At 72.8% G+C, this 19,574-nt stretch carries 21 protein-coding genes; 13 read left to right on the forward strand and 8 right to left on the reverse strand.

All coding sequences use genetic code 11. The features are described from left to right. Complete coding sequence (locus QI633_RS02395; protein ID WP_282427971.1) at positions 1–933, reverse strand: AraC family transcriptional regulator; 933 nt, start codon at positions 931–933, stop codon at positions 1–3. A 255-nt stretch (positions 934–1,188) separates the two neighbouring features. On the opposite strand from QI633_RS02395, the gene QI633_RS02400 reads away from it, so the two are divergent. Then, positions 1,189–1,674: a DUF1772 domain-containing protein gene (locus tag QI633_RS02400; RefSeq protein WP_282427972.1), complete on the forward strand. Its 486-nt coding sequence runs from the start codon at positions 1,189–1,191 to the stop codon at positions 1,672–1,674. A gap of 15 nt (positions 1,675–1,689) precedes the next feature. Here the strand turns inward: QI633_RS02400 and QI633_RS02405 are convergent, their stop codons facing one another. From QI633_RS02405 to QI633_RS02420, 4 genes are all read right to left on the reverse strand, one after another. Next, on the reverse strand, positions 1,690–2,382 hold the full coding sequence (locus QI633_RS02405) for an HAD family hydrolase (protein WP_282427973.1): 693 nt from the start codon (positions 2,380–2,382) through the stop codon (positions 1,690–1,692). Positions 2,383–2,436: 54 nt separating this feature from the next. Beyond that, positions 2,437–3,402: a tryptophan--tRNA ligase gene (gene trpS / locus QI633_RS02410; RefSeq protein ID WP_282427974.1), complete on the reverse strand. Its 966-nt coding sequence runs from the start codon at positions 3,400–3,402 to the stop codon at positions 2,437–2,439. A 161-nt stretch (positions 3,403–3,563) separates the two neighbouring features. Then, positions 3,564–4,184: a TetR/AcrR family transcriptional regulator gene (locus QI633_RS02415; protein ID WP_282427975.1), complete on the reverse strand. Its 621-nt coding sequence runs from the start codon at positions 4,182–4,184 to the stop codon at positions 3,564–3,566. Then, complete coding sequence (locus QI633_RS02420; RefSeq protein WP_282427976.1) at positions 4,181–4,618, reverse strand: hypothetical protein; 438 nt, start codon at positions 4,616–4,618, stop codon at positions 4,181–4,183. Before QI633_RS02420 ends, QI633_RS02415 begins: the two co-directional genes overlap by 4 nt. Positions 4,619–4,866: 248 nt before the next feature. Here QI633_RS02420 and QI633_RS02425 point away from each other — a divergent pair, with 248 nt between their 5' ends. The 4 genes from QI633_RS02425 (at position 4,867) to QI633_RS02440 (ending at position 7,635) form a co-directional block, all read left to right on the forward strand. Then, entirely contained in the window at positions 4,867–5,082 is a 216-nt protein-coding gene (locus QI633_RS02425) for a helix-turn-helix domain-containing protein (protein ID WP_141800551.1), read from the forward strand. Between the two features lie 165 nt (positions 5,083–5,247). Then, positions 5,248–5,349, forward strand: a complete 102-nt coding sequence (locus QI633_RS02430; protein ID WP_008356322.1) for an AURKAIP1/COX24 domain-containing protein — start codon at positions 5,248–5,250, stop codon at positions 5,347–5,349. A 44-nt stretch (positions 5,350–5,393) separates the two neighbouring features. Beyond that, complete coding sequence (locus QI633_RS02435) at positions 5,394–6,455, forward strand: NAD-dependent epimerase/dehydratase family protein (protein WP_282427977.1); 1,062 nt, start codon at positions 5,394–5,396, stop codon at positions 6,453–6,455. Next, the gene (locus QI633_RS02440) at positions 6,448–7,635 is read left to right on the forward strand and encodes a 1-acyl-sn-glycerol-3-phosphate acyltransferase (protein WP_282427978.1); all 1,188 of its coding nucleotides are present in this window, start codon (positions 6,448–6,450) and stop codon (positions 7,633–7,635) included. The genes QI633_RS02435 and QI633_RS02440 overlap by 8 nt, the downstream gene beginning before the upstream one ends. A gap of 33 nt (positions 7,636–7,668) precedes the next feature. On the opposite strand, the gene QI633_RS02445 is transcribed toward QI633_RS02440, so the two are convergent. The 3 genes from QI633_RS02445 to QI633_RS02455 form a co-directional block, all read right to left on the reverse strand. Next, positions 7,669–8,805: a DUF5667 domain-containing protein gene (locus tag QI633_RS02445; RefSeq protein ID WP_282427979.1), complete on the reverse strand. Its 1,137-nt coding sequence runs from the start codon at positions 8,803–8,805 to the stop codon at positions 7,669–7,671. A gap of 133 nt (positions 8,806–8,938) precedes the next feature. Continuing rightward, positions 8,939–9,718 carry a sigma-70 family RNA polymerase sigma factor gene (locus tag QI633_RS02450; RefSeq protein WP_282427980.1) on the reverse strand — a complete coding sequence of 260 codons (780 nt, stop codon included), beginning with the start codon at positions 9,716–9,718 and terminating at the stop codon, positions 8,939–8,941. A 133-nt stretch (positions 9,719–9,851) separates the two neighbouring features. Next, positions 9,852–10,739 (reverse strand): HAD-IB family hydrolase, encoded by an 888-nt coding sequence (locus QI633_RS02455; RefSeq protein WP_141800546.1) that lies wholly within the window; start codon positions 10,737–10,739, stop codon positions 9,852–9,854. 42 nt (positions 10,740–10,781) lie between these two features. On the opposite strand from QI633_RS02455, the gene QI633_RS02460 reads away from it, so the two are divergent. The 8 genes from QI633_RS02460 (at position 10,782) to QI633_RS02495 (ending at position 19,502) form a co-directional block, all read left to right on the forward strand. Beyond that, positions 10,782–12,410 (forward strand): AMP-binding protein, encoded by a 1,629-nt coding sequence (locus tag QI633_RS02460; RefSeq protein ID WP_282427981.1) that lies wholly within the window; start codon positions 10,782–10,784, stop codon positions 12,408–12,410. Between the two features lie 4 nt (positions 12,411–12,414). Further along, the gene (locus tag QI633_RS02465; RefSeq protein WP_141800544.1) at positions 12,415–12,654 is read left to right on the forward strand and encodes a glutaredoxin family protein; all 240 of its coding nucleotides are present in this window, start codon (positions 12,415–12,417) and stop codon (positions 12,652–12,654) included. A gap of 149 nt (positions 12,655–12,803) precedes the next feature. Beyond that, positions 12,804–13,496 carry a redox-sensing transcriptional repressor Rex gene (locus QI633_RS02470; protein WP_260806536.1) on the forward strand — a complete coding sequence of 231 codons (693 nt, stop codon included), beginning with the start codon at positions 12,804–12,806 and terminating at the stop codon, positions 13,494–13,496. After that, positions 13,493–14,800 carry a glutamyl-tRNA reductase gene (locus tag QI633_RS02475; protein ID WP_141800543.1) on the forward strand — a complete coding sequence of 436 codons (1,308 nt, stop codon included), beginning with the start codon at positions 13,493–13,495 and terminating at the stop codon, positions 14,798–14,800. Before QI633_RS02470 ends, QI633_RS02475 begins: the two co-directional genes overlap by 4 nt. Beyond that, positions 14,797–15,816: a hydroxymethylbilane synthase gene (gene hemC, locus QI633_RS02480; RefSeq protein WP_282427982.1), complete on the forward strand. Its 1,020-nt coding sequence runs from the start codon at positions 14,797–14,799 to the stop codon at positions 15,814–15,816. Before QI633_RS02475 ends, hemC begins: the two co-directional genes overlap by 4 nt. Then, positions 15,813–17,483, forward strand: coding sequence for a uroporphyrinogen-III synthase (locus QI633_RS02485; RefSeq protein WP_141800541.1), 1,671 nt, complete (start codon positions 15,813–15,815; stop codon positions 17,481–17,483). The genes hemC and QI633_RS02485 overlap by 4 nt, the downstream gene beginning before the upstream one ends. Before the next feature lie 163 nt (positions 17,484–17,646). Continuing rightward, entirely contained in the window at positions 17,647–18,168 is a 522-nt protein-coding gene (locus QI633_RS02490) for a SigE family RNA polymerase sigma factor (RefSeq protein WP_141800540.1), read from the forward strand. Then, positions 18,162–19,502, forward strand: a complete 1,341-nt coding sequence (locus QI633_RS02495) for a hypothetical protein (protein ID WP_282427983.1) — start codon at positions 18,162–18,164, stop codon at positions 19,500–19,502. The genes QI633_RS02490 and QI633_RS02495 overlap by 7 nt, the downstream gene beginning before the upstream one ends. The last annotated feature ends 72 nt before the right edge of the window (positions 19,503–19,574 follow it).

Genomic DNA, 19,574 nt, shown 5'->3' on the forward strand with positions numbered 1-19,574 from the left:
CTATGAGGCGCGGCGGTGGTCGGCGGGGGAGATGCCGCGGACCCGCTTGAAGGCGGTGCTCAGCGCGAACGGGGTGCTGTAGCCGACCTGGCGTGCGACGGCCTCGAGGGTGGCGCCGGGCTCGTGGAGGAGGTCGGCGGCCAGGGCGATCCGCCAGCCCGTCAGGTAGGCCATCGGGGGTTCGCCGACGAGGGCTGTGAAGCGACGGGCGAGGGCGGCACGGGAGATGCCGGTGCGCTGGGCGAGGTCGGCGACGGTCCAGGGGTGCTCGGGGTTGTTGTGGAGCAGGCGGAGCGCCCGGCCGACCACGGGGTCGCCGTTGGCCCGGTACCAGCTCGGCGCGCGGGCGTCCGGACGGGCGAACCACGCGCGCAGCGCGGAGATCAGCAGCAGGTCGAGCATCCGGTCGAGGACGGACTCCTGGCCCGGGGCGTCCTTGACGATCTCGGCCGCCAGCAGGTCGATGATCGGGCAGTCCCACTCGTCGCCGCGGAGCACGAGCGAGCGGGGTAGCGCGTCGAGAAGGCGACGGCTGACCTCGCCGGCGAGCTGGTAGGTGCCGATCAGCATGACCGTCCCGCCGTCGGGGCTGTTGCCCCAGCTGCGCACGCCGAGGGCCAGCTTCTCGGCCAGCTCCTCGCCGTACAGCGTCGTGCAGCGCTGGCCGGGGTGGATGATCGTCTGCACGGGCGTGCTGGGCGCGTCGGCCATCGTGTAGGGGTCGGGCCCGCGGGCGACGAGTACGTCGCGCGGCCCCAGCCACGTCGGCTGCTGCCCCTCGGGAGCGAGCCACGCCGAGCCGCGCACCACGGTGAGCACGGTGAGCGGCGCCTCGTCCTCGATCCGGATCGACCAGGGTGGCTCGAGCACCGCCCGCAGCAGGAACGCGTCCTGCGCGCGGGGCCCGCTGAGCAGAGCGCCGAGTGCGTCCATGGAGAGAGCCTAGGGAAGGCTAGTGTCCTGTCCGGATGATTCGCCGCCATATTCGGCGGCCCTGGCACGCACCTCGCGGCGTTGCCGACGCTTGCGAGACGACCCGGTATGGCTGCGCGACGGCGCCTTGCGATGCACGCACCAGGACCACCGACTATGTCAGCGCTTCAACCGGACAGGACACTAGGACGATCGCGTATGCAGTCGAGCGTCTCGGCGATGTCACGACTCGCTGCGAGCCGGTGGGATGGAGCCATGTCCACCCTCCGCATCATCAGCCTGCTGGCCGCCACGGTCTCGATGGGCCTGACCGCCGGCGCCTTCGCCCTCTACGCCCACACCGTCATGCCCGGCCTCGCGCGCACCGACGACCGCACATTCGTCTGGTCCTTCCAGGAGATGGACCGGGCGATCATGAATCCCTGGTTCATCGGCGGCTGCTTCATGGGAGCGCTCCTGCTGACCGCCACCGCGGCCGCCAGCGCCTTCCGGACCGACGCCTTCGTCTGGGTCGCGACCGCCCTCGCCCTCTACCTCGTCGCGTTCGTGCTGACGCTGGCGATCAACGTGCCCCTCAACGACGCCCTCAAGGCCGCCGGCGACCCCTTGCGGATCGACGTGGCGGCCGCCCGGCAGGCGTTCGACGAAGCCCGCTGGGTCGCGTCGAACGTGATCCGCACCGTCCTGGCCACCGGCGCCTTCGGCCTGCTGGCATGGGCGCTGGTGGTCACGGAGCGATGAGCCGGTCCGCGCCGTTCAGGCGACCTCGGCCAGGCTGCGCACGGTCCGTACCCGCACGCCCGTGCGGCGGGCGTCGTGGCGGCCGTAGCGGTCGAGCAGCCGGGCCTGCAGCCCGGCCTGCTGGGCGCCGACGACGTCGTGGCGCAGCGAGTCTCCGACCATGAGGGTCGTGGCGGGCTCGGCGCCGAGGGACGCGCAGGCGGTCAGGTAGGAGCGCGGGTCGGGCTTGGCGGCCGGCAGCGCGGAGGACGCGAACACGGGTACGTCGGCGCGGAGCAGCCCGGTGCGGCGCAGCTTCTCGGTCTGGATGGGCAGCTGGCCGTTGGTGAGGATGCCGACCGGCAGGCCCGCGGCCCGGGCACGCCCGATTGCCGCGGCCGCGTCGTCGAAGGCCCGCCAGGCGGCCCGGTAGCAGCCGAGGAAGCCGGCGTAGACGTCGTCGGCGAGAGTGTCGTCGGCCAGGTCCCAGCCCGGCAGGAAGTCGCGGATCCGGGCCCGCCGGTGCTCGACGTAGCTCACCTCGCCGCGCTGGGCGCGCTCGTAGTGGCGCGCCTCGAGCACGAACCAGCGCTCGACGTGATGCTCCAGCTCGTCCGGCGTCTGCGCCAGCCCGAGCCCGGACAGCCACGCGCGCAGGCCCCGCTCCGAGGCGCCGCGGTGGTCGACCAGGGTGTCGTCCAGGTCGAGGAGCAGGGCCCGGAACGTCATGCGGAGCAGTCTGCCAGCGGCCACCGACACCCTCCGCATCCCCTGACAGCCCCTTCACAGCCCCATCGCGGCCCGGGCGGCGGCCAGCACCGGGGCGGTCACCTGGCGACACCGCTCGGCGCCGCGGCGGTACACCTCGCTCACGTGCACCGGGTCCGCTGCCAGCTCCCGGTACCGATCCTGGAGCGGCGCCAGCTCCGCGACCACTGCGTCGGTGACCGCCGACTTGAGCGCCCCGTAGGAGCCGATCCCGTCGGTCGACCCGCCACAGGCGGTGAGGATCTCGAGCAGGTTGGTCACGCCCGGCTTGGCCGTGCGGTCGGACCGTACCGCCGCCGGCCCGGTGTCGGAGTCGGTGACGGCGCGGGCGACCTTGCGTCGTACGACGTCGGGCGGGTCGAGCAGCGCGATCGATCCGGCGTCGGGCCCGGACTTGCTCATCTTGGCGGTGGGCTCGGACAGGTCCATGACCCGCGCGCCGGCCGCGGGCACGGTGATCTCGGGGATCGTGAACACCTCGCCGTAGGTCGTGTTGAACCGCAGGGCGAGGTCTCGGGTGAGCTCGATGTGCTGGCGCTGGTCGTCGCCGACCGGGACGTGGGTGGGGCGGTAGAGCAGGATGTCGGCGGCCATCAGCACCGGGTAGGTGAACAGCGAGGTCCGCACCGACTCCTGGCGCCGCGACTTCTCCTTGAACTGGATCATCCGGCCCAGCTCGCCGGTGCCGGCGACGCACTCGAGCAGGTACGACAGCTCGGCGTGCGCGGCCACCTGGCTCTGCCGGAACAGGGTGCTCGCGTCGAGACCGGCCGCGAGCAGGAGCGTCGACTGCTCGGTGATCGCGGCCCGCAGGTCGTCGGGGGAGCGGGGCGTGGTCAGGGCATGGAGGTCGGAGATGCCGTAGAAGCAGTCGGCCTCGGCCTGGGCGGCCCGCATCGGGCGCAGCGCGCCGAGGAGGTTGCCGAGGGTCAGCCGACCGCTCGGGGTGAGGAGGGAGAGACGTCGGGGCGGGACGGACATGGCAGGGCTCCTGGGATGAGGCCCACGGGCGCCGGACCGGTCCGGAGAAGCACGACGGCCGCCCGTGGGCGGCCGGTGGTGGGGTGTGTCGAGGCGGCCGCCGTCAGGCGGGCCACCAGGCGAAGGTCATCGAGGTCGACACACCCCGATCATCGCACGCGTCAGTGCACGGCGCGCAACGCGTCGAGGTCCGGGACCACCTGACCGGGCGGGGTCAGCAGCCCGAGCATGGTGGCCGCGATCGCCCGGGCGCCCTGCTCGGCGGCCAGGTCGCCGGCGTAGACGGACGTCGCGGCCGCATGGGTCACCGTGTGCATGGTCGTCACCAGCCAGGAGACCGGGAGGTCGGCGCGGAACCGGCCGGCGTCGCGCCCGCGCTCCAGGAGCCGTTCGACGCGCTCGCGCGGCTCGTCGTGGGCGGCGGCCAGGTCGGCCGCGGGCAGGCTCCTCTCGGCCGCGACCACCAGGGCGCCGTACCGCAGTGTCACCTGCCAGGTCGCCTCGACCAGCCGGACCAGGGCGGCCGCCGGGTCGCCGGACAGGTCGACGCCGCGCAGCGAGGCGTCCGACTCGTGCATGGCACGCGCCACGACGGCCGCCACCAGCCCGCCGCGGTTCTCGAAGTGGCCGTAGAGGGTCACCCGGCCGACCCCGGCCGCCTTCGCGATGTCGTTGACGCTGGCGTCCGGGTCGCGGGCCAGGGTCGCGGTGGCCGCGTCGAGGATGGCCTCGACGTTGCGGCGGGCGTCGGCGCGCAGGGGGCGGGCGGGACTGGTCGTCACGACGCCATCATGGTCGCTGCCCGGTCGTGGCGGTGCGGGTCGTGGCATCCGGCGTACACCTCCCAGCGCCAGGCCATCGCGGCCAGCATCAGCACGAACATCGCCACGTGGCCGACCAGCATCAGGCCGGCGGCGTCGAGGACCCCGGTCCAGTAGAGGGGCAGCGCCACGGCGAACCCGGCGTACATGACGGCGCACATCTCGACGATCGGCGCCCAGCGATGGCCGCGCACGCGCATCCACCCGGCCATCGGCAGCGCCATGGTGGTCGCCATCACGAGCGTCTCGACGCTCTGCGAGCGCAGCCACGACGTGTCGGCGGCGGCGCCCGTGGCGAGTGACCACACCGGCCAGAGCGCCATCATGCCGATCAGCATGGCGGCGACCATCTCGCCGTAGTGGAGCGCGAACCTGCGGATCTGTCGGCCGTTCATCGGTCTCACCTCCGGAACTAAGTCGTACAAGAATGTTCAAGATCATAAGTTGAACATAGGTGTACGACAAGAGGTTCAGGACATCGTCCTCGAAGAAGGGGCGGTCAAGCCGACACGCCGATGCGGGAAAGTTTCAATGGTCCATCTCTTCCCCACGAGTCACATCTGGCCCTATTCTCACGCAAGTGGCGTCCGGCGGATCACAGCTGGGGAAGGCGGTGACCCCGGACGCGGAAAGTTGGTGTGTCATGGCTCCTTCGTCGCGCGAGCGCGCCGAGTCCCTACCGGACCCGAAGTTCCTCACGATCGCCGAGGTCGCCTCGGTCATGCGCGTGTCCAAGATGACCGTCTACCGCCTGGTCCACGGCGGCGAGCTCCCGGCCGTCCGGGTGGGTCGCTCGTTCCGGGTCACCGAGGACGACGTCAACGACTACCTGCGCAAGTCCTTCTACTCCGCCGGCTGACGGCTGCGCCGCCCGCTCGGCGGCGGTGCGATCTTCATCCCATCTCCTGCGCTGATTCACTGCGCTCACGAGGCTCCGGATAGGCTGACCCGGTGCTCCGGGGTCCCCGGGGCGTCGTACGTCACGCCGAGCGCTGCCGCGCCCGGCGCTCTGGAGAGGTTCCACGTGGGTTCTGTCATCAAGAAGCGCCGCAAGCGCATGGCGAAGAAGAAGCACCGCAAGCTGCTGAAGAAGACGCGCGTCCAGCGTCGCAAGCTCGGCAAGTGACCCGAGCCGACCAGTAGCTTCCTGATTCCGAGGAGTCGGTGGAGATGGGTGCCGGACGCACGGTCCTGGTCACGGGGGTCTCGCGAGACCTCGGCCGCACCCTTGCGCGCACCCTGGCCACCGACCCCGGGATCGACCGGGTCATCGGTGTCGACGTCGTCCCCCCGCGGGGCGACCTCGGCGACGTCATGTTCGTGCGCGCCGACATCCGCAACCCGGTCATCGCGAAGGTCATCGCGAAGGAGGACGTCGACACCGTCGTCCACATGAGCGTGATCGCGACCCCCGGCTCCGCCGGTGCCCGCGGCACCATGAAGGAGCTCAACGTCATCGGGACGATGCAGCTCCTCGCCGCCTGCCAGAAGGCCGAGGGGCTGCGCGCCCTGGTCGTGAAGTCCTCGACGACGGCGTACGGCGCCAGCAGCCGCGACCCCGCCATGTTCACCGAGGACATGGAGCCGCGCCGGCCCGCGCGCACCGGGTACGCCAAGGACGTCGTCGAGGTCGAGCAGTACGTCCGCGGCTTCGCGCGCCGGCGTCCCGACGTCACGACCACCCTGCTGCGCTGCGCCAACGTCATCGGCCCGCGCGTGGTGAGCCCGCTGGCGTCGTACTTCCGGCTGCCGGTGATCCCGACCGTCCTCGGCTTCGACCCGCGCCTGCAGTTCCTGCACGAGACCGACCTCAACCGGGTGCTGCGCCACGCCGTCCACGAGGACGTCGGTGGCACCTTCAACGTCGCCGGCGACGGGCTGCTCATGCTCTCCCAGGCGCTGCGCCGCTCCGGACGGCCCAACGTCGCGGTTCCCGGCGTGGCCTTCGGCGGCCTCGGCTCGGTGCTCAGGTCGGTGCGCCGTGCCGACCTGTCGCCCGAGCTGGTCGCCTTCTTGACCTACGGCCGTGGCGTCGACACCACGCGGATGCGCAGCGAGCTCGGGTTCGAGCCGCACTACACGACGGCCTCGGCGTTCGCCGAGTTCGCCTCCTCGCTCCCGCCCGGCTCGCGCCGCACCGACCGGGTGCTCGGCTCGCTCGCCGAGCGCCTCCCTGCGGTCGACGACGACCGTCCCGCCCAGCTCACCCTCGCTGGAGGCACGGATGGCTGACGCCGAGATCATCCCGATCGGCACCCGCGGCCAGCCCGGCCGCGGCACCGGCAAGCGGCCCTCGGCCGCGGCTCGCGGGCTCGCGCCGAAGGGCAGCACCCCGCGCAAGGCGCCGGCGAAGAAGCCCGCCGAGCCGGCTCCGACCGAGGCCCCGGTCGCGGAGCCGCCGGTCGACGAGACCCCCGTGATCGAGACGCCGTCGCTGCTCGATGCGCCGGCCGACGTACCCACTGCGCCGCTGGTGGCGCCGGCACGCACCGAGGAGCGCGGCGCCGGCCCGCTCGCCGGCATCCCGGTCGGCGACTGGCTGGCGGGCTTCCAGGCCGCCAGCAAGGAGCTGTTCGGCGACCAGTGGGAGCCTCAGCTGGCCCGCTTCCTGGCGTTCCTGCGGCGCCGGGTGACCGGCGACTACACGGTCGACGAGTACGGCTTCGACGCCGAGGTCACCGAGCGCTTCTTCATGGCGGCGCTGCGACCTGTGGCGCAGAAGTGGTTCCGGATCGAGGTCCGCGGCGTCGAGAACATCCCGACCGAGGGCGGCGCCCTGGTCGTGTCCAACCACTCCGGCACCATCCCGGTCGACGGCCTGATGACGATGGTGTCGATCCACGACCACACCGGCCGCTTCCTGCGCCCGCTCGGCGCCGATCTGGTGTTCCGGCTGCCCGTGGTCGGCTCCGTGGCCCGCAAGGGCGGCGCGACCCTGGCCTGCAGCGAGGATGCCGAGCGGATGCTGCGCGGCGGCGAGCTGGTCGGCGTGTGGCCTGAGGGCTTCAAGGGCATCGGCAAGCCGTTCTCCGAGCGCTACAAGCTCCAGCGGTTCGGTCGCGGTGGCTTCGTGTCGGCGGCGCTGCGCACCGGCGTTCCGATCGTGCCGCTCTCGGTGGTCGGCGCCGAGGAGATCTACCCCCTCGTCGGCAACATCCCGTCGCTGGCCCGCCTGCTCGGCGTGCCGTACATCCCGATCACGCCGCTGTTCCCGCTGCTCGGGCCGCTCGGCCTGGTTCCGCTGCCGTCCAAGTGGCTGCTCGAGTTCGGCGAGCCGATCCGCACCGACGAGTACGACGACGGCGCGGCCGAGGACCCGATGCTGGTGTTCAACGTGACCGACCAGGTCCGCGAGACCATCCAGCAGACGCTCTACAGCCTGCTCATGCAGCGCGAGTCCGTCTTCCGCTGACGCAGAACTGACGGGGAGCCCGCGCTCGGGCTGCTACTGGCCGCCGAGCAGGCCGCCGAGGATGCCGGTCACCCCGTCGACCAGGTTGGGCACGAGGCCGGGGTCGGTCGTGGTGCCGTCGGTCGTCTGGCTGCCGCCGTCGATGCCGAGGGTTCCGGTGAGACCCTTCGTGACGTTGTCGACGGTCTCGCCCAGCGGCTTCGGGCTCTTCGTCGGGTTCGGCACCGACGGGAGCTCGATCGGAGGCAGCACCGGCGGGACCTGCGGTGCGGTCGCGCCGGGGGTGGCGGTGGTCTGCGGCGCCTTGTCCTTCTTCTTGGTCGTCAGCGGGGCCGCGTCGGTCACCGAGGCGGTCACGTTGCCGCTGAGCACCGCGCTGAGCGGCAGCGTCGCGAAGTCGGGCACCTCGGCCACCGCGCCCTCGGCGCAGCTCGGGCAGGCCTCCCAGGCGGCGGCGTCGATCTGGCGGATCGTCTGGGTCGCGGTGATCAGCAGCGAGCGGCTGTCGGACGGGACGATCGGGCCGAGCGCGGCGAGGGCGTCCATGCTGTCGCCGGCGAAGGCGCGCAGGTCGGCGATCCGGTCGGCCTTGCCGGTGGCCGTGTAGTCGTCGAGCGCGAACTCGGACGCCTGGCGGGCCTGGTCGGTGAAGTCCTGCAGGGTCGCGTTGACCTCGTCGGCGCTCCGGTCGCGCGCGACGAGCGACTGGAGCTCGTCGAGGCGGGCCTCGGCGTGGGAGATGAGGGCGTCGGCCTTGGCCGCGCCGTCGGGCTGCAGGTTGGTCTGGGCGTTCTCGATCGCACGCTTGACCGGGTAGAGCACGTCGCCCGGCAGGGCGTCCTGTGAGGCCATCGCCATCGAGCCGGTCGCGGAGACCACGGCGAAGCCGCCGATGACCGCGGCGAGACGACGCTCGCGGGAGCCACGGCGCTGGCGCGGGGTGAGGTGGACGGCCAGGGCGTGCTCGGCGCGCGCGGGCTCGCGCTCGGCGGCGGCGACCAGCTGGGTGCGCAGCGAGGAGACGAACTCGGGGCGGGCGGTGACCGGGGGGACGGCGCGCAGGGCGGCGACCAGCTCGAGCAGCTCGGCGTGAGCCTCCGAGTCACCGGCGCGGCCGGAGACCAGAGCGTCGAACTCCTCGGCGCCGCGCGACCAGGCGTTCCCGCGCATCACAACGTCCGTCCTCGTGTCGGGAGGGCGCGGGCTCCCGCGGAGCACGCCCTCGTGTTCTCTCGAACATCCAACGACAGGGAGCTGCGGCTGGTTACGGTCCGGAAGGCCACACCGGAGTAGTCCGAAAGGATCATCGGATTCCCTCCGGCATCAGCTTCGCGAGATTGCGCACGCCGCGCAGCTGGAGCTGCTTGATGGCCCCGTCGCTGCGCCCGAGGGCGGCGGCGGTCTCGGCGATGCTCATGCCCTGCAGGAAGCGCATGATCAGGCAGTCGCGCTGCTCGTTGGGGAGCTTGGTGAGCGACTCCAGCAGGATCTCGTTGGTGAGGCTGGCGAGGACGGCGTTCTCGGGGCCCTCGGTCGCGTCGTCGTGCTGGCCCATGTCCTCGGTGGTCAGCTCGAGGCGGGTCCGGCCGGCCTTGAAGTGGTCGGTGGCCAGGTTGCGGGCGATGGTCATCAGCCAGGCGCCGAAGTCCTTGCCCTGCCAGCGGAAGGACGACATGTTGCGCAGGGCCCGGAAGAAGGTCTCCGAGCACAGGTCCTCGGCCACCACGACCGAGCGCGTGCGGTAGTAGAGGAACCGGTAGACCGAGGGCTGGTAGTGGTCATAGAGCTGGCCGAACGCCTCGGCGTCGCCGCCGCGGGCCAGCTCGACGAGCGCGATCAGGCGCTCGCGCGCCTCGGGGGAGTCCTCAGAGGAGGTGGCGAGGGTCGAGTCGCCGAAGCCCGGCGAGCCGTCGCGGTCGAAGCTCTCGGTCTCCGCCTGGGCCTCGCTGAGCAGCCAGTGGTCGGCGGTACGACGTCGGCCGGCGGGCCCGCCCGCGAGCACCGGCTGCGGGGACAGGGCAGCGAGCACGGCCGCGCGCAGGGCCTCCAGCCCTCGCGACAGGTCAGTGCGCTGCCAGGTCATGCGGGTCCCCTCCCTAATGCCCCCGCAGGGGATCCTACGGCGGATCCTTCCGCAGTGGTACCGGAACGCGACAACCGATCGACCGGATCCCGGACCACCCGAACGGGTCAGGTTACCGTCCGGTAGGGACGGGTCAGGACATGTGCCGACGCAGCTGCCGCCGTACGACCGCCCCGGCGATCGCCGCGCCGGTGGCCGCCGATCCGGCGATCAGCCCGGCCCGGGCGGCCTTGCGGCCGGTCCGGTAGTCGCGGATCCGCCAGCCGTTGGCTCGGGCGTGGGCGCGCAGCTTCGCGTCCGGGTTGATGGCGCACGGGTCGCCGACGAGGCTCAGCATCGGCAGGTCGTTGCTGGAGTCGCTGTAGGCCGAGCACAGCGCGAGGTCGAGGCCCTCGCGCTCCGCGAGGGCGGTCACCGCGACCGCCTTGGCCGGGCCGTGCAGCATGTCGCCGACCAGCTTGCCGGTGTAGACGCCGTCGACGTGCTCGGCGACGGTGCCGAGGGCACCGGTGAGGCCGAGGCGGCGGGCGATCAGGCCGGCGATCTCGATCGGTGCCGCGGTCACCAGCCACACCCGCTGGCCCTGGTCGAGGTGCATCTGTGCCAGCGCGCGGGTGCCGGGCCAGATCCGGTGGGCCATCGCCTCGTCGAAGATCTCCTCGCCGATCTCCTCGAGCTCCTGCACGGTGTGCCCGGCGATGAAGGCCAGCGCGGAGTTGCGGGCCTCGGCGACGTGCTCGGGGTCCTCGACGCCGGCGATGCGGAAGTACGCCTGCTTGTACGCCGCCCCGACCAGGTCGCGCGTGGTGAAGAACTTGCGGCGGTACAGCCCCTTGGCCAGGTGGAAGATGCTGGCGCCCTGCATGACCGTGTTGTCGACGTCGAAGAAGGCTGCCGCCTTCGGGTCGACCGGGTGCGCGAGCGCGGTCTCGACCTCCGCGGCGGCGGCCGCGGCCTCGCCGGCGAGGCGCGAGCGCTGCTGCAGGTTGAGCCGGCGGGGGCGGTCGGCGGGCGGCACCATGCGCCCCAGCCTAGAAGAATCAGAGCGACGTAGGATCCCTCCATGTCGTTGCCGGACGCCGCCGCTGCTGTCCCCGACGTGGCCGCCCTCGTCGCGTCAGCCGCCGCCGAGCATCCCGAACGTCTCGCCGTGGTCGAAGCAGGAGGCCGAGGCCTGACCTGGGCCGAGCTCGAGGACGAGGTCGGCCGGATCGCCACCGGTCTGGGCCGCGCCGGCGTCGTCGCTGGTCACCGGGTGCTGCTGGCGCTCGGCAACCGGCTCGAGTTCGTGACCGGCTACCTCGGCGTGCTGCGCGCCCAGGCGGTCGCCGTACCGGTCAACCCGGGGTCGGTGCCCACCGAGCTTGCCGCGATGCTCGTCGACTGCGGTGCGCGGCTGGTCCTCGCCGACGGGCAGACGGCCGCCGCCGTCCGCGAAGCCGTGGCCCGCGCCGAGGTGGTCGCCGCCGCGCAGGACGAGAACCGGCCGGCCCCGCGGGTCGTGCTGGTCGGTGTCGAGGCCGACGAGGTCGGCCCGACCGAGGGCAGGTACGACGACCTGCGGGCCGAGCCCGCCGTCCCCGTCCCGCCGCTGCAGGACCCCGAGAAGCTCGCCGTGCTGCTCTACACGAGCGGCACGTCCGGGCGCCCGCGGGCGGCGATGCTCACCCACCGGGCGCTGCTCGCCAACGTCGACCAGGTCGCCGCCGTGCAACCGCCGATGATCCACTCCGACGACGTCGTGCTGGGCGTGCTGCCGCTCTTCCACGTCTACGGGCTCGGCGCGGTGCTCGGCGGCGTGATCCGGCACCGCGCGAAGCTGGTCCTCGCCGAGCGCTTCGACCCCGAGGGCACCCTGGACCTGGTGGAGGACGAGGCCTGCAGCGTCGTCCCCGTCGCACCGCCGGTGTTCGCGGCCTGGCAGGGCGTCGAGGCGCTCGCCGAGCGCCTCGGGCCGGTGCGGATGATCCTGTCCGGCTCGGCGCCGCTCGCGGCCGAGACGGTCGAGGAGTTCCACGCGCTGGCCCAGGTCCCGATCCACCAGGGCTACGGCCTCACCGAGGCCTCGCCGGTGGTCACCAGCACCCTGCGCTCGGCGCAGGTGAAGCCGGGCTCGGTCGGGGCCGCGCTCGACGGCATCGACCTGCGCCTGGTCGACGAGGAGGGCGTCCCGCTCGACGAGGCCGCCGTCGACGACCCCGGCGAGATCCAGATCCGCGGCCGCAACCTGTTCAGCGGCTACTGGCCCGACGGCCACGACGGACCTGCCGACGACGGCTGGTGGTCCACCGGCGACGTCGGCTTCCTGGACGCCGACGGCGACCTCTTCCTCGTCGACCGGGTCAAGGAGCTGGTCATCGTCTCCGGCTTCAACGTCTACCCGACCGAGGTCGAGGCGGTGCTCGAGGAGGTCGACGGCGTGCGCCAGGCCGCTGTGCTCGGCGTACCCGACGAGCAGACCGGCGAGGCCGTCGTCGCGTACGTCGTCCCCGACGCCGGCGAGGTCACCGGACCCGTCGCCGAGGCCGTCGTGAGCGCGGTGCGCTCCGCGGCCACCGAGCAGCTGGCGCCGTACAAGCGACCGGTGCGGGTCGAGGTCGTCACCGCCCTGCCGCGCACCGTGACCGGCAAGATCCGCAAGGGCGTGCTGCGCGGCGCCGAGCGGCGCAAGGCGCTGGGGATCTTGGAGTGAGCCGGTGAGCACCCCCCGGATCACCCTCTACAGCCGGCCCGGCTGCCACCTGTGCGACGACGCACGTGCGGTCATCGAGGCGGTGTGCGCCGAGCTCGGCGAGAGCTACGAGGAACTGTCGATCGACGACGACCCCGCCCTCGCCGACCGGTTCGCCAACGAGATCCCGGTCACCTTCGTCGACGGTCGCCAGCACGACTTCTGGCGGGTCAGCCCGGACCGCCTGCGGGCCGCCCTGCGCTGACCACGCGTCCCGGTCCGCCGGCGCCTACCACGGGGTGCGCCCGTACCCGATGCGGGGTGCTCCCGTCCATTTTGTTCCCACGTTCACAAACTCCTACAGTGATCGAGCCGCGTGGTCGACGCCTGATCGTGCGGCTGGAAAGTGGAGCTGTGACCACACGGAGTTCGACGGATGCCGCCCGGGTCATCCCGGAGGCCACGGTCGCCCGCCTGCCCGTCTACCTGCGGGCCCTGACGGCGCTGGCCGACAGCGGGATCCGCACCTGCTCGAGCGAGGACCTCGCCAGCGCCGCCGGCGTCAACAGCGCGAAGCTGCGCAAGGACCTCTCCTACCTCGGCAGCTACGGCACCCGCGGCGTCGGGTACGACGTCGACTACCTCCGCTACCAGATCGCCCGCGAGATCGGGGTGACCCAGGACTGGCCCGTCGTCATCGTCGGCATCGGCAACCTGGGGCACGCGCTGGCCAACTACTCCGGCTTCCGCAGCCGCGGCTTCCGGGTCGTCGCGCTGCTCGACGCCGACCCCGGGATCGTCGGGCGTGAGGTGGCGGGCGTCGTCGTCCGCCCGTTCGCCGACCTCGAGGAGATCGTCCGCGAGCACGACGTCGCGATCGGCGTCATCGCCACGCCGGCCGTCGCCGCGCAGGACGTCGCCGACCGGATGGTCGCGATCGGCATCACCAGCATCCTCAACTTCGCGCCGGCCGTGGTCGCGGTGCCCGAGGGCGTCGACGTACGCAAGGTCGACCTGTCGATCGAGCTGCAGATCCTCGCCTACCACGAGCAGCGCAAGGCCAACGGCGCCGACGCCGCCCCGTCGGCCGACGGAGGTGCCGCATGAGCGTGCTGGTGGTGGGCATCTCCCACAACTCCGCGCCCGTCTCCCTGCTCGAGCGGGTCGCGCTCGACCGTGACGGCGTGCAGAAGCTGATCACCGACGCCGCGTCGTGCGAGCACGTCAGCGAGGCGACGGTCATCGCGACCTGCAACCGCCTCGAGATCTACACCGAGGTCGAGCGCTTCCACGGCAGCATCGAGCAGATCTCCCGCCTCCTGGTCGACCGGGCCGGCGAGACGACCGAGGCGATGCTCCCGCACCTCTACGTCCACTACGACGACGGTGCGATCTCCCACCTGTTCCAGGTGGCCGCCGGCCTCGACTCGATGGCGGTCGGCGAGGGCCAGATCCTCGGCCAGACCCGCGAGGCGCTGCGCCGCGGCCAGGAGCTCGGCACCGTGGGTCCCAACCTCAACCTGCTCTTCCAGCAGGCGCTCCGGGTCGGCAAGCGCACCCGCGCCGAGACCGAGATCGACCAGGTCGCGCCGACGCTGGTCAGCGCGGCGCTCGACGAGACGGCCCAGGTCGTCGGTGCGGTCGAGGGCAAGCACGTCGTCGTGGTCGGCGCCGGCGCGATGGCCGGTCTCGCGACCGCCACCGCCAGCCGCCTCGGTGCCGGGCGCCTCTCGATCGTGAACCGGTCCGTGGACCGGGCGGTCCGGTTGGCCGTGCAGTACTCCGGCGAGGCGGTCCGGCTGGCCGACCTCGGCGACGAGCTGGCCAGGGCCGACATCGTGATCAGCTGCACCGGCTCGTCCGGCACGATCATCGACCGGGCGCTGCTGACCCGCGTGCGCGGCGAGGTCGAGCGGCCGCTGGCGCTGATCGACCTCGCGCTGCCCCACGACATCGCGCCCGACGTGGCCGACCTGCCCGGCGTACGACGCGTCGGGCTGGCCGAGCTCGCCGACCTGCTCCACGGCGGCGCCACCGGCCGCGAGGTCCAGGAGGTGCGCCGGATCCTCGGTGAGGAGGTCACCGCCTTCCTCGCCGCCCGCCGGCAGGCCAGCGTCACCCCGACGGTGGTCGCGCTCCGCTCGATGGCCACCAATGTCGTCGACGCCGAGATGACCCGCCTCGAGGGCCGGTTGCCCGAGCTCGACGAGGCGGTCCGCGACGAGATCCGGCAGACCGTGCGCCGGGTCGCCGACAAGCTGCTCCACGAGCCGACCGTCCGGGTCAAGGAGCTCGCCAACGAGCAGGGCGCCGTCTCGTACGCCGCCGCGCTCGCCGAGCTGTTCGCGCTCGACCCCGACGCGGTCGACGCCGTCACCCGTCCCGTCGTCAGCGAGGAGGGCCGGTCATGACGAGACTGCGCATCGGCACCCGCCGCAGCCTGCTGGCCACGACCCAGTCCGGCCACGTCGCCGACGCCCTCGCGGCGCTCGGCACCCCGACCGAGCTGGTCGAGATCACCACCGACGGCGACCGCAGCCAGGCCAGCGGCGTCTCGCTCGTCGGCGCGCCCTCGACCGGGGTCTTCGTCAGCGCACTGCGTGACGCGCTGCTCGCCGGCGAGGTCGACGTCGCCGTCCACTCGCTCAAGGACCTCCCGACGTACGCCACCGAGGGGATCGCGCTGGCCGCCGTACCTCCTCGCGAGGATCCGCGCGACGTCGTCGTCGCCCGCGACGGCCTCACCCTCGGCGAGCTGCCGCAGGGCAGCAAGGTCGCCACCGGCTCCCCGCGCCGGGTCGCGCAGATCGAGGCCCTCGGCCTCGGTGTCGAGCTGGTCGCGGTCCGCGGCAACGTCGACACCCGCATCGGCCGCATCGCCGAGGGCACCTACGACGCCGTGGTGCTCGCCCGCGCCGGCCTGGCCCGGCTCGGCCGGCTCGACGAGGTCACCGAGGTGCTCGACCCGCTGCAGGTGCTGCCGGCCCCCGGGCAGGGTGCGCTGGCGGTCGAGTGCCGGGCCGACGACACCGCGACCCTCGCGCTGCTCGCCCGCCTCGACGATCCCGCCAGCCACGCCGCCGTTGCCGCCGAGCGCACCCTGATGGCCACGCTCGAGGGCGGTTGCGCCGCCCCGATCGGCGCGCTCGCCGAGGTCGCCGAGGGCGAGGACGGACCCGAGCTGTGGCTGCGGGCCGTCGTGCTGTCCGAGGACGGCGCGCTCGCCGTACGTCGCTCCGCGTCGGCCGAGCTCGGCACCGACCCCACGTCCTGGCCCGAAGCCGCCGCCAAGCTCGGCGGCGACCTCGGCGCCGAGATGCTGGCCGACGGTGGCGACGAGCTGATGGCCCAGCTGCGGGACCAGTCCCGCACCCCCGAACCGAACGACCCCCCGTCCGCACGATCTGCAGAGGTGCACAACCCATGACGCGAGCCACGACAGCCAAGGCTGCTTCGACTCCCGCCGCCGCCCAGGTCCACCCCGGAGGCCCCGGCTTCACGGCCTTCGTCGGCACCGGCCCCGGCGACCCCGACCTGCTCACCGTGCGGGCCGTCCGGTTGATCGAGGACGCCGACGTGGTCATCACCGAGGAACCGGGTCATGCCGACCTGGTCGCGGTGGTGCGCGCCCGCGCCGAGCAGGTCGGCGACGAGCCGGCCCCGGACCCGGAGATCATCGACGGCGGCTTCGGCGAGGACGGCCAGCCGCTCACCCACGCCGCCCGCGCGAAGGTCGTCGTGAAGCAGTCCAAGCGCGGCCTGCGCGTGGTCCGCCTCCTCGGCGGCGACCCGTTCCTCTACGCGTCCGGTCCGGAGGAGGCCCAGGCGGTCGCCAAGGCCGGGCTCGCGTTCGAGGTCGTCCCGGGTGTCTCCTCGGTCGGCGCCGTCCCGGCGTACGCCGGCATCCCGCTGACCACCAAGGATCACCGCGAGGTGGCCGTGGTGACCTGTGGCGACAAGGTCGACTGGACCCGGTACGCCGACACCCCGACCCTGGTGCTGCTCTCCGCCGTCGGCCAGATCGGCGACATCGCCAAGCAGCTCATCGCGATCGGCCGCTCGCCGCAGACCCCGGTCGCCATGACCCGGGTCGGCACGACCACCGAGCAGGAGACGATCACCTCCACGCTCGAGCACATCGCCGCCGACGCGCGCGCCGCGCGGATCGCCCCGCCGGCGATCACCGTCATCGGCGCCGTCGTCGACCTGCGCGAGAAGCTGTCCTGGTTCGAGACCAAGCCGCTGTTCGGCTGGCGGGTGCTGGTGCCGCGCACCAAGGAGCAGTCCGCGTCGCTGTCCAACCGGATCCGCGAGTTCGGCGGCGTCCCGGAGGAGGTCCCCACGATCTCCGTCGAGCCGCCGCGCAACCCGCAGCAGATGGACAAGGCCGTCCGCGGACTCGTCGAGGGTCGCTACGAGTGGATCGCGTTCACCTCCGTGAACGCTGTCAAGGCGGTCCGCGAGAAGTTCGAGGAGTACGGCCTCGACGCCCGCGCCTTCTCCGGCCTCAAGATCGCCGCCGTCGGTGAGAAGACCGCCCAGGCGATCGCCGACTGGGGCCTGCGCGCCGACCTCGTCCCCTCGGGCGAGCAGTCCGCCGCCGGTCTCCTCGAGGACTGGCCCGAGTACGACGAGCAGCTGGACCCGATCAACCGGGTGTTCCTGCCGCGCGCCGACATCGCGACCGAGAACCTCGTCGCCGGCCTGATCGACCTCGGCTGGGAGTGCGACGACGTCACGGCGTACCGCACCGTCCGGGCCGCTCCGCCGCCGGCGCCGACCCGCGACGCGATCAAGACCGGCAAGTTCGACGCCGTCGTGTTCACGTCGTCCTCGACGGTGCGCAACCTGGTCGGCATCGCCGGCAAGCCGCACCCGTCGACGATCATCGCGGTGATCGGGCCCGCCACGGCCAAGACCGCCGAGGAGCACGGCCTGCGGGTCGACGTGCTGGCCCCCAAGCCGGACGTCGAGCTGCTCGTCGAGGCGCTCGCCGGCTTCGGCGCCAGCCGCCGGGCCGCGATGCTCGAGGCCGGCGAGCCGGTCACCAAGCCGAGCGACCGCAAGCCCTCGGCTCGTCGTCGCAAGGCCTGACCCGGCCCGAACAGGCTCGAATTTCTCGCCGACCCGGCAGAAAGTGGCTCGTACGCAGGCCACTTTCTGCCGGGTCGGCGCAATTCCGGAGCTACTTTGTGCCGGGTCGGTGCAACCTGGGTGGGTGGTCACCACGTTGGGTGCGTCATGGAGCGGATGACCGATGCGTGACGAGGACGAGTTCGTCGCCTTCGCCCAGGGGGCGCGCGACCGGCTGCGCCGTACGGCGTACCTGCTGTGCGGCGACTGGGACCGGGCGGCGGACCACGTCCAGGACACGCTGATCCGGGTGTACGTCGCGTGGCCGCGGCTGACCCGGGCCGGGCGCGAGTACGCCTATGCCCGCAGGGCGCTGGTCAGCGTGGTGCTCGACCACGCCCGGCGCCGGTCGAGCACGGAGCTGGTGGTCGAGCCCGACCACCAGCGGCCCGACGGCGTCGACGTCGCCGAGCTGGTCAGCGCCCGGGAGACCCTGCTGCAGGTGCTGGCCGGGCTGCCGCCGCGGCAGCGGGCCTGCGTGGTGCTGCGGTACTTCGACGACCTCAGCGTCGCCGACACCGCGAAGGCGCTGGGCTGCAGCGAGGGCACCGTGAAGAGCCAGACCGCGCGTGCGCTGGACCGGCTCCGCTCCGTGTTCGAGGACTCGTCGCTCGGCGAGCTGACCCTGGGAGCTGGAACATGGTGAACGACGTTCGCGCACTGCTGCACGACGCGGCGGCGACCCCGCCGGGTGACGACATCGACCTGGCCGCGGTCCTCGACGGCGGCCGCCGACAGGTACGACGACGCCAGGCCCGGTTCGCGGGCGGGCTCGCCGTGGCGGTGGCCGGTGCCGTCGCCGCCGGCGCCCTGGTGGGCCAGGGGACCGACGGCCGGGACGCGCCGGAGGCGAGCCTGGTGCCGCGCCCCGACGGGCCGGTGGTCCGGCTCTCCGATGCGCGGCCGGCGAAGGAGGGCACCGACTACGAGGTGCTGGCGTCCTACACCAACGAGGACCTCGACGCCGCCAACGGGCAGTACTACGACGGCGTCACCGAGGACGGGAGGCTCCTGTTCCGCGACGGCCCCCACGGGCCCGACAACGCGGTCCGCTACGCGCTCCTCGATCCCGCCACCGGCGCGAAGGACTGGCTGCCGGACTTCCCAGAGCACCAGCAGGTGTTCCCGCTCGAGCTCGGAGCCGACCGGATCGTGCTGCTCACCTTCCGCACCGGGAGCGGCAACGGCGTCCGGGCGTGGACCTACGACCGCACCTCGCGTGCGTGGTCGTCGGTGCAGTGGCCCGGACTGCCGCGCAAGGCGGACGTCTTCCAGGCCGACCTCGGCCCCGACGGCCGGCTGTACCTCGGGGTGCCGGCCACCGCCGGGTCGCCGCCTCCCGGCGGCTGGCCCACGGGCCCCGACGGCGAGGCGGAGGACGCCGGCGCCGAGGGGGAGACCTACGACGTGTGGTCGGTCTCGTTGACCGACCCGGCCGACGTCCGCGACGAGCACCTGCGGGCCGGCGACCTCGCCTTCACCGACGACGCGATGATCTGGACCGCGGCCACCAACGGCATCAACCGGCGCATCCACGTCCGCGACCTCGCCACCGGCGCTGAGCACGACTTCGACCCCCACTCCGGCAAGCGGTGCAACCTGCTCGGCTTCGGCGCGAGCGGCGACCGGATCGTGCTCAGCCAGTACTGCGGCACCTACGACGACGGCCGCGACGACCGGGTCCAGGTGCTCGACCTCGACGGCCGGACGATCACCACCCTCCAGGACGACGACATCGGCGGCGGGGTGAACGGCGACCTGGTCCAGGTGACGTCCTACAAGCGCGATGCGGCCGGGACCTACGTCTACGAGCTCGACAGCGGCCGGTTCCTCCGGGTCAGCGAGGCGGTGTCCTCCTACTCCCTCGGCGGTCCGACGCCGGCGGGCTACGTGTTGTGGGACACCCCTGTCGGTACGGCGAGCGGCCCGCAGGAGCCGATCCCCGGGGCCACCCAGTGGCTGGCGCGCTGGCTTCCCTAGATGAGTAACTCCAAGGGGTCGCACGCTCCGCGACGCTCACCACGCACGCTGGCGGCGTTGCAGACGCTCGAC

Origin of the sequence: Nocardioides sp. QY071, from assembly GCF_029961765.1 — a bacterium.
Classification (GTDB): Bacteria; Actinomycetota; Actinomycetes; order Propionibacteriales; family Nocardioidaceae; genus Nocardioides.

What these genes read in the sequence shown, in the direction of transcription:
- QI633_RS02395 (WP_282427971.1), bottom strand. Translation starts at nt 933, where the DNA reads ATGGACGCACTCGGCGCTCTGCTCAGCGGGCCCCGCGCGCAGGACGCG.
- QI633_RS02400 (WP_282427972.1), top strand. Translation starts at nt 1,189, where the DNA reads ATGTCCACCCTCCGCATCATCAGCCTGCTGGCCGCCACGGTCTCGATG.
- QI633_RS02405 (WP_282427973.1), bottom strand. Translation starts at nt 2,382, where the DNA reads ATGACGTTCCGGGCCCTGCTCCTCGACCTGGACGACACCCTGGTCGAC.
- trpS (WP_282427974.1), bottom strand. Translation starts at nt 3,402, where the DNA reads ATGTCCGTCCCGCCCCGACGTCTCTCCCTCCTCACCCCGAGCGGTCGG.
- QI633_RS02420 (WP_282427976.1), bottom strand. Translation starts at nt 4,618, where the DNA reads ATGAACGGCCGACAGATCCGCAGGTTCGCGCTCCACTACGGCGAGATG.
- QI633_RS02425 (WP_141800551.1), top strand. Translation starts at nt 4,867, where the DNA reads ATGGCTCCTTCGTCGCGCGAGCGCGCCGAGTCCCTACCGGACCCGAAG.
- QI633_RS02435 (WP_282427977.1), top strand. Translation starts at nt 5,394, where the DNA reads ATGGGTGCCGGACGCACGGTCCTGGTCACGGGGGTCTCGCGAGACCTC.
- QI633_RS02440 (WP_282427978.1), top strand. Translation starts at nt 6,448, where the DNA reads ATGGCTGACGCCGAGATCATCCCGATCGGCACCCGCGGCCAGCCCGGC.
- QI633_RS02445 (WP_282427979.1), bottom strand. Translation starts at nt 8,805, where the DNA reads ATGCGCGGGAACGCCTGGTCGCGCGGCGCCGAGGAGTTCGACGCTCTG.
- QI633_RS02450 (WP_282427980.1), bottom strand. Translation starts at nt 9,718, where the DNA reads ATGACCTGGCAGCGCACTGACCTGTCGCGAGGGCTGGAGGCCCTGCGC.
- QI633_RS02455 (WP_141800546.1), bottom strand. Translation starts at nt 10,739, where the DNA reads ATGGTGCCGCCCGCCGACCGCCCCCGCCGGCTCAACCTGCAGCAGCGC.
- QI633_RS02460 (WP_282427981.1), top strand. Translation starts at nt 10,782, where the DNA reads ATGTCGTTGCCGGACGCCGCCGCTGCTGTCCCCGACGTGGCCGCCCTC.
- QI633_RS02475 (WP_141800543.1), top strand. Translation starts at nt 13,493, where the DNA reads ATGAGCGTGCTGGTGGTGGGCATCTCCCACAACTCCGCGCCCGTCTCC.
- hemC (WP_282427982.1), top strand. Translation starts at nt 14,797, where the DNA reads ATGACGAGACTGCGCATCGGCACCCGCCGCAGCCTGCTGGCCACGACC.
- QI633_RS02485 (WP_141800541.1), top strand. Translation starts at nt 15,813, where the DNA reads ATGACGCGAGCCACGACAGCCAAGGCTGCTTCGACTCCCGCCGCCGCC.
- QI633_RS02490 (WP_141800540.1), top strand. Translation starts at nt 17,647, where the DNA reads ATGCGTGACGAGGACGAGTTCGTCGCCTTCGCCCAGGGGGCGCGCGAC.
- QI633_RS02495 (WP_282427983.1), top strand. Translation starts at nt 18,162, where the DNA reads ATGGTGAACGACGTTCGCGCACTGCTGCACGACGCGGCGGCGACCCCG.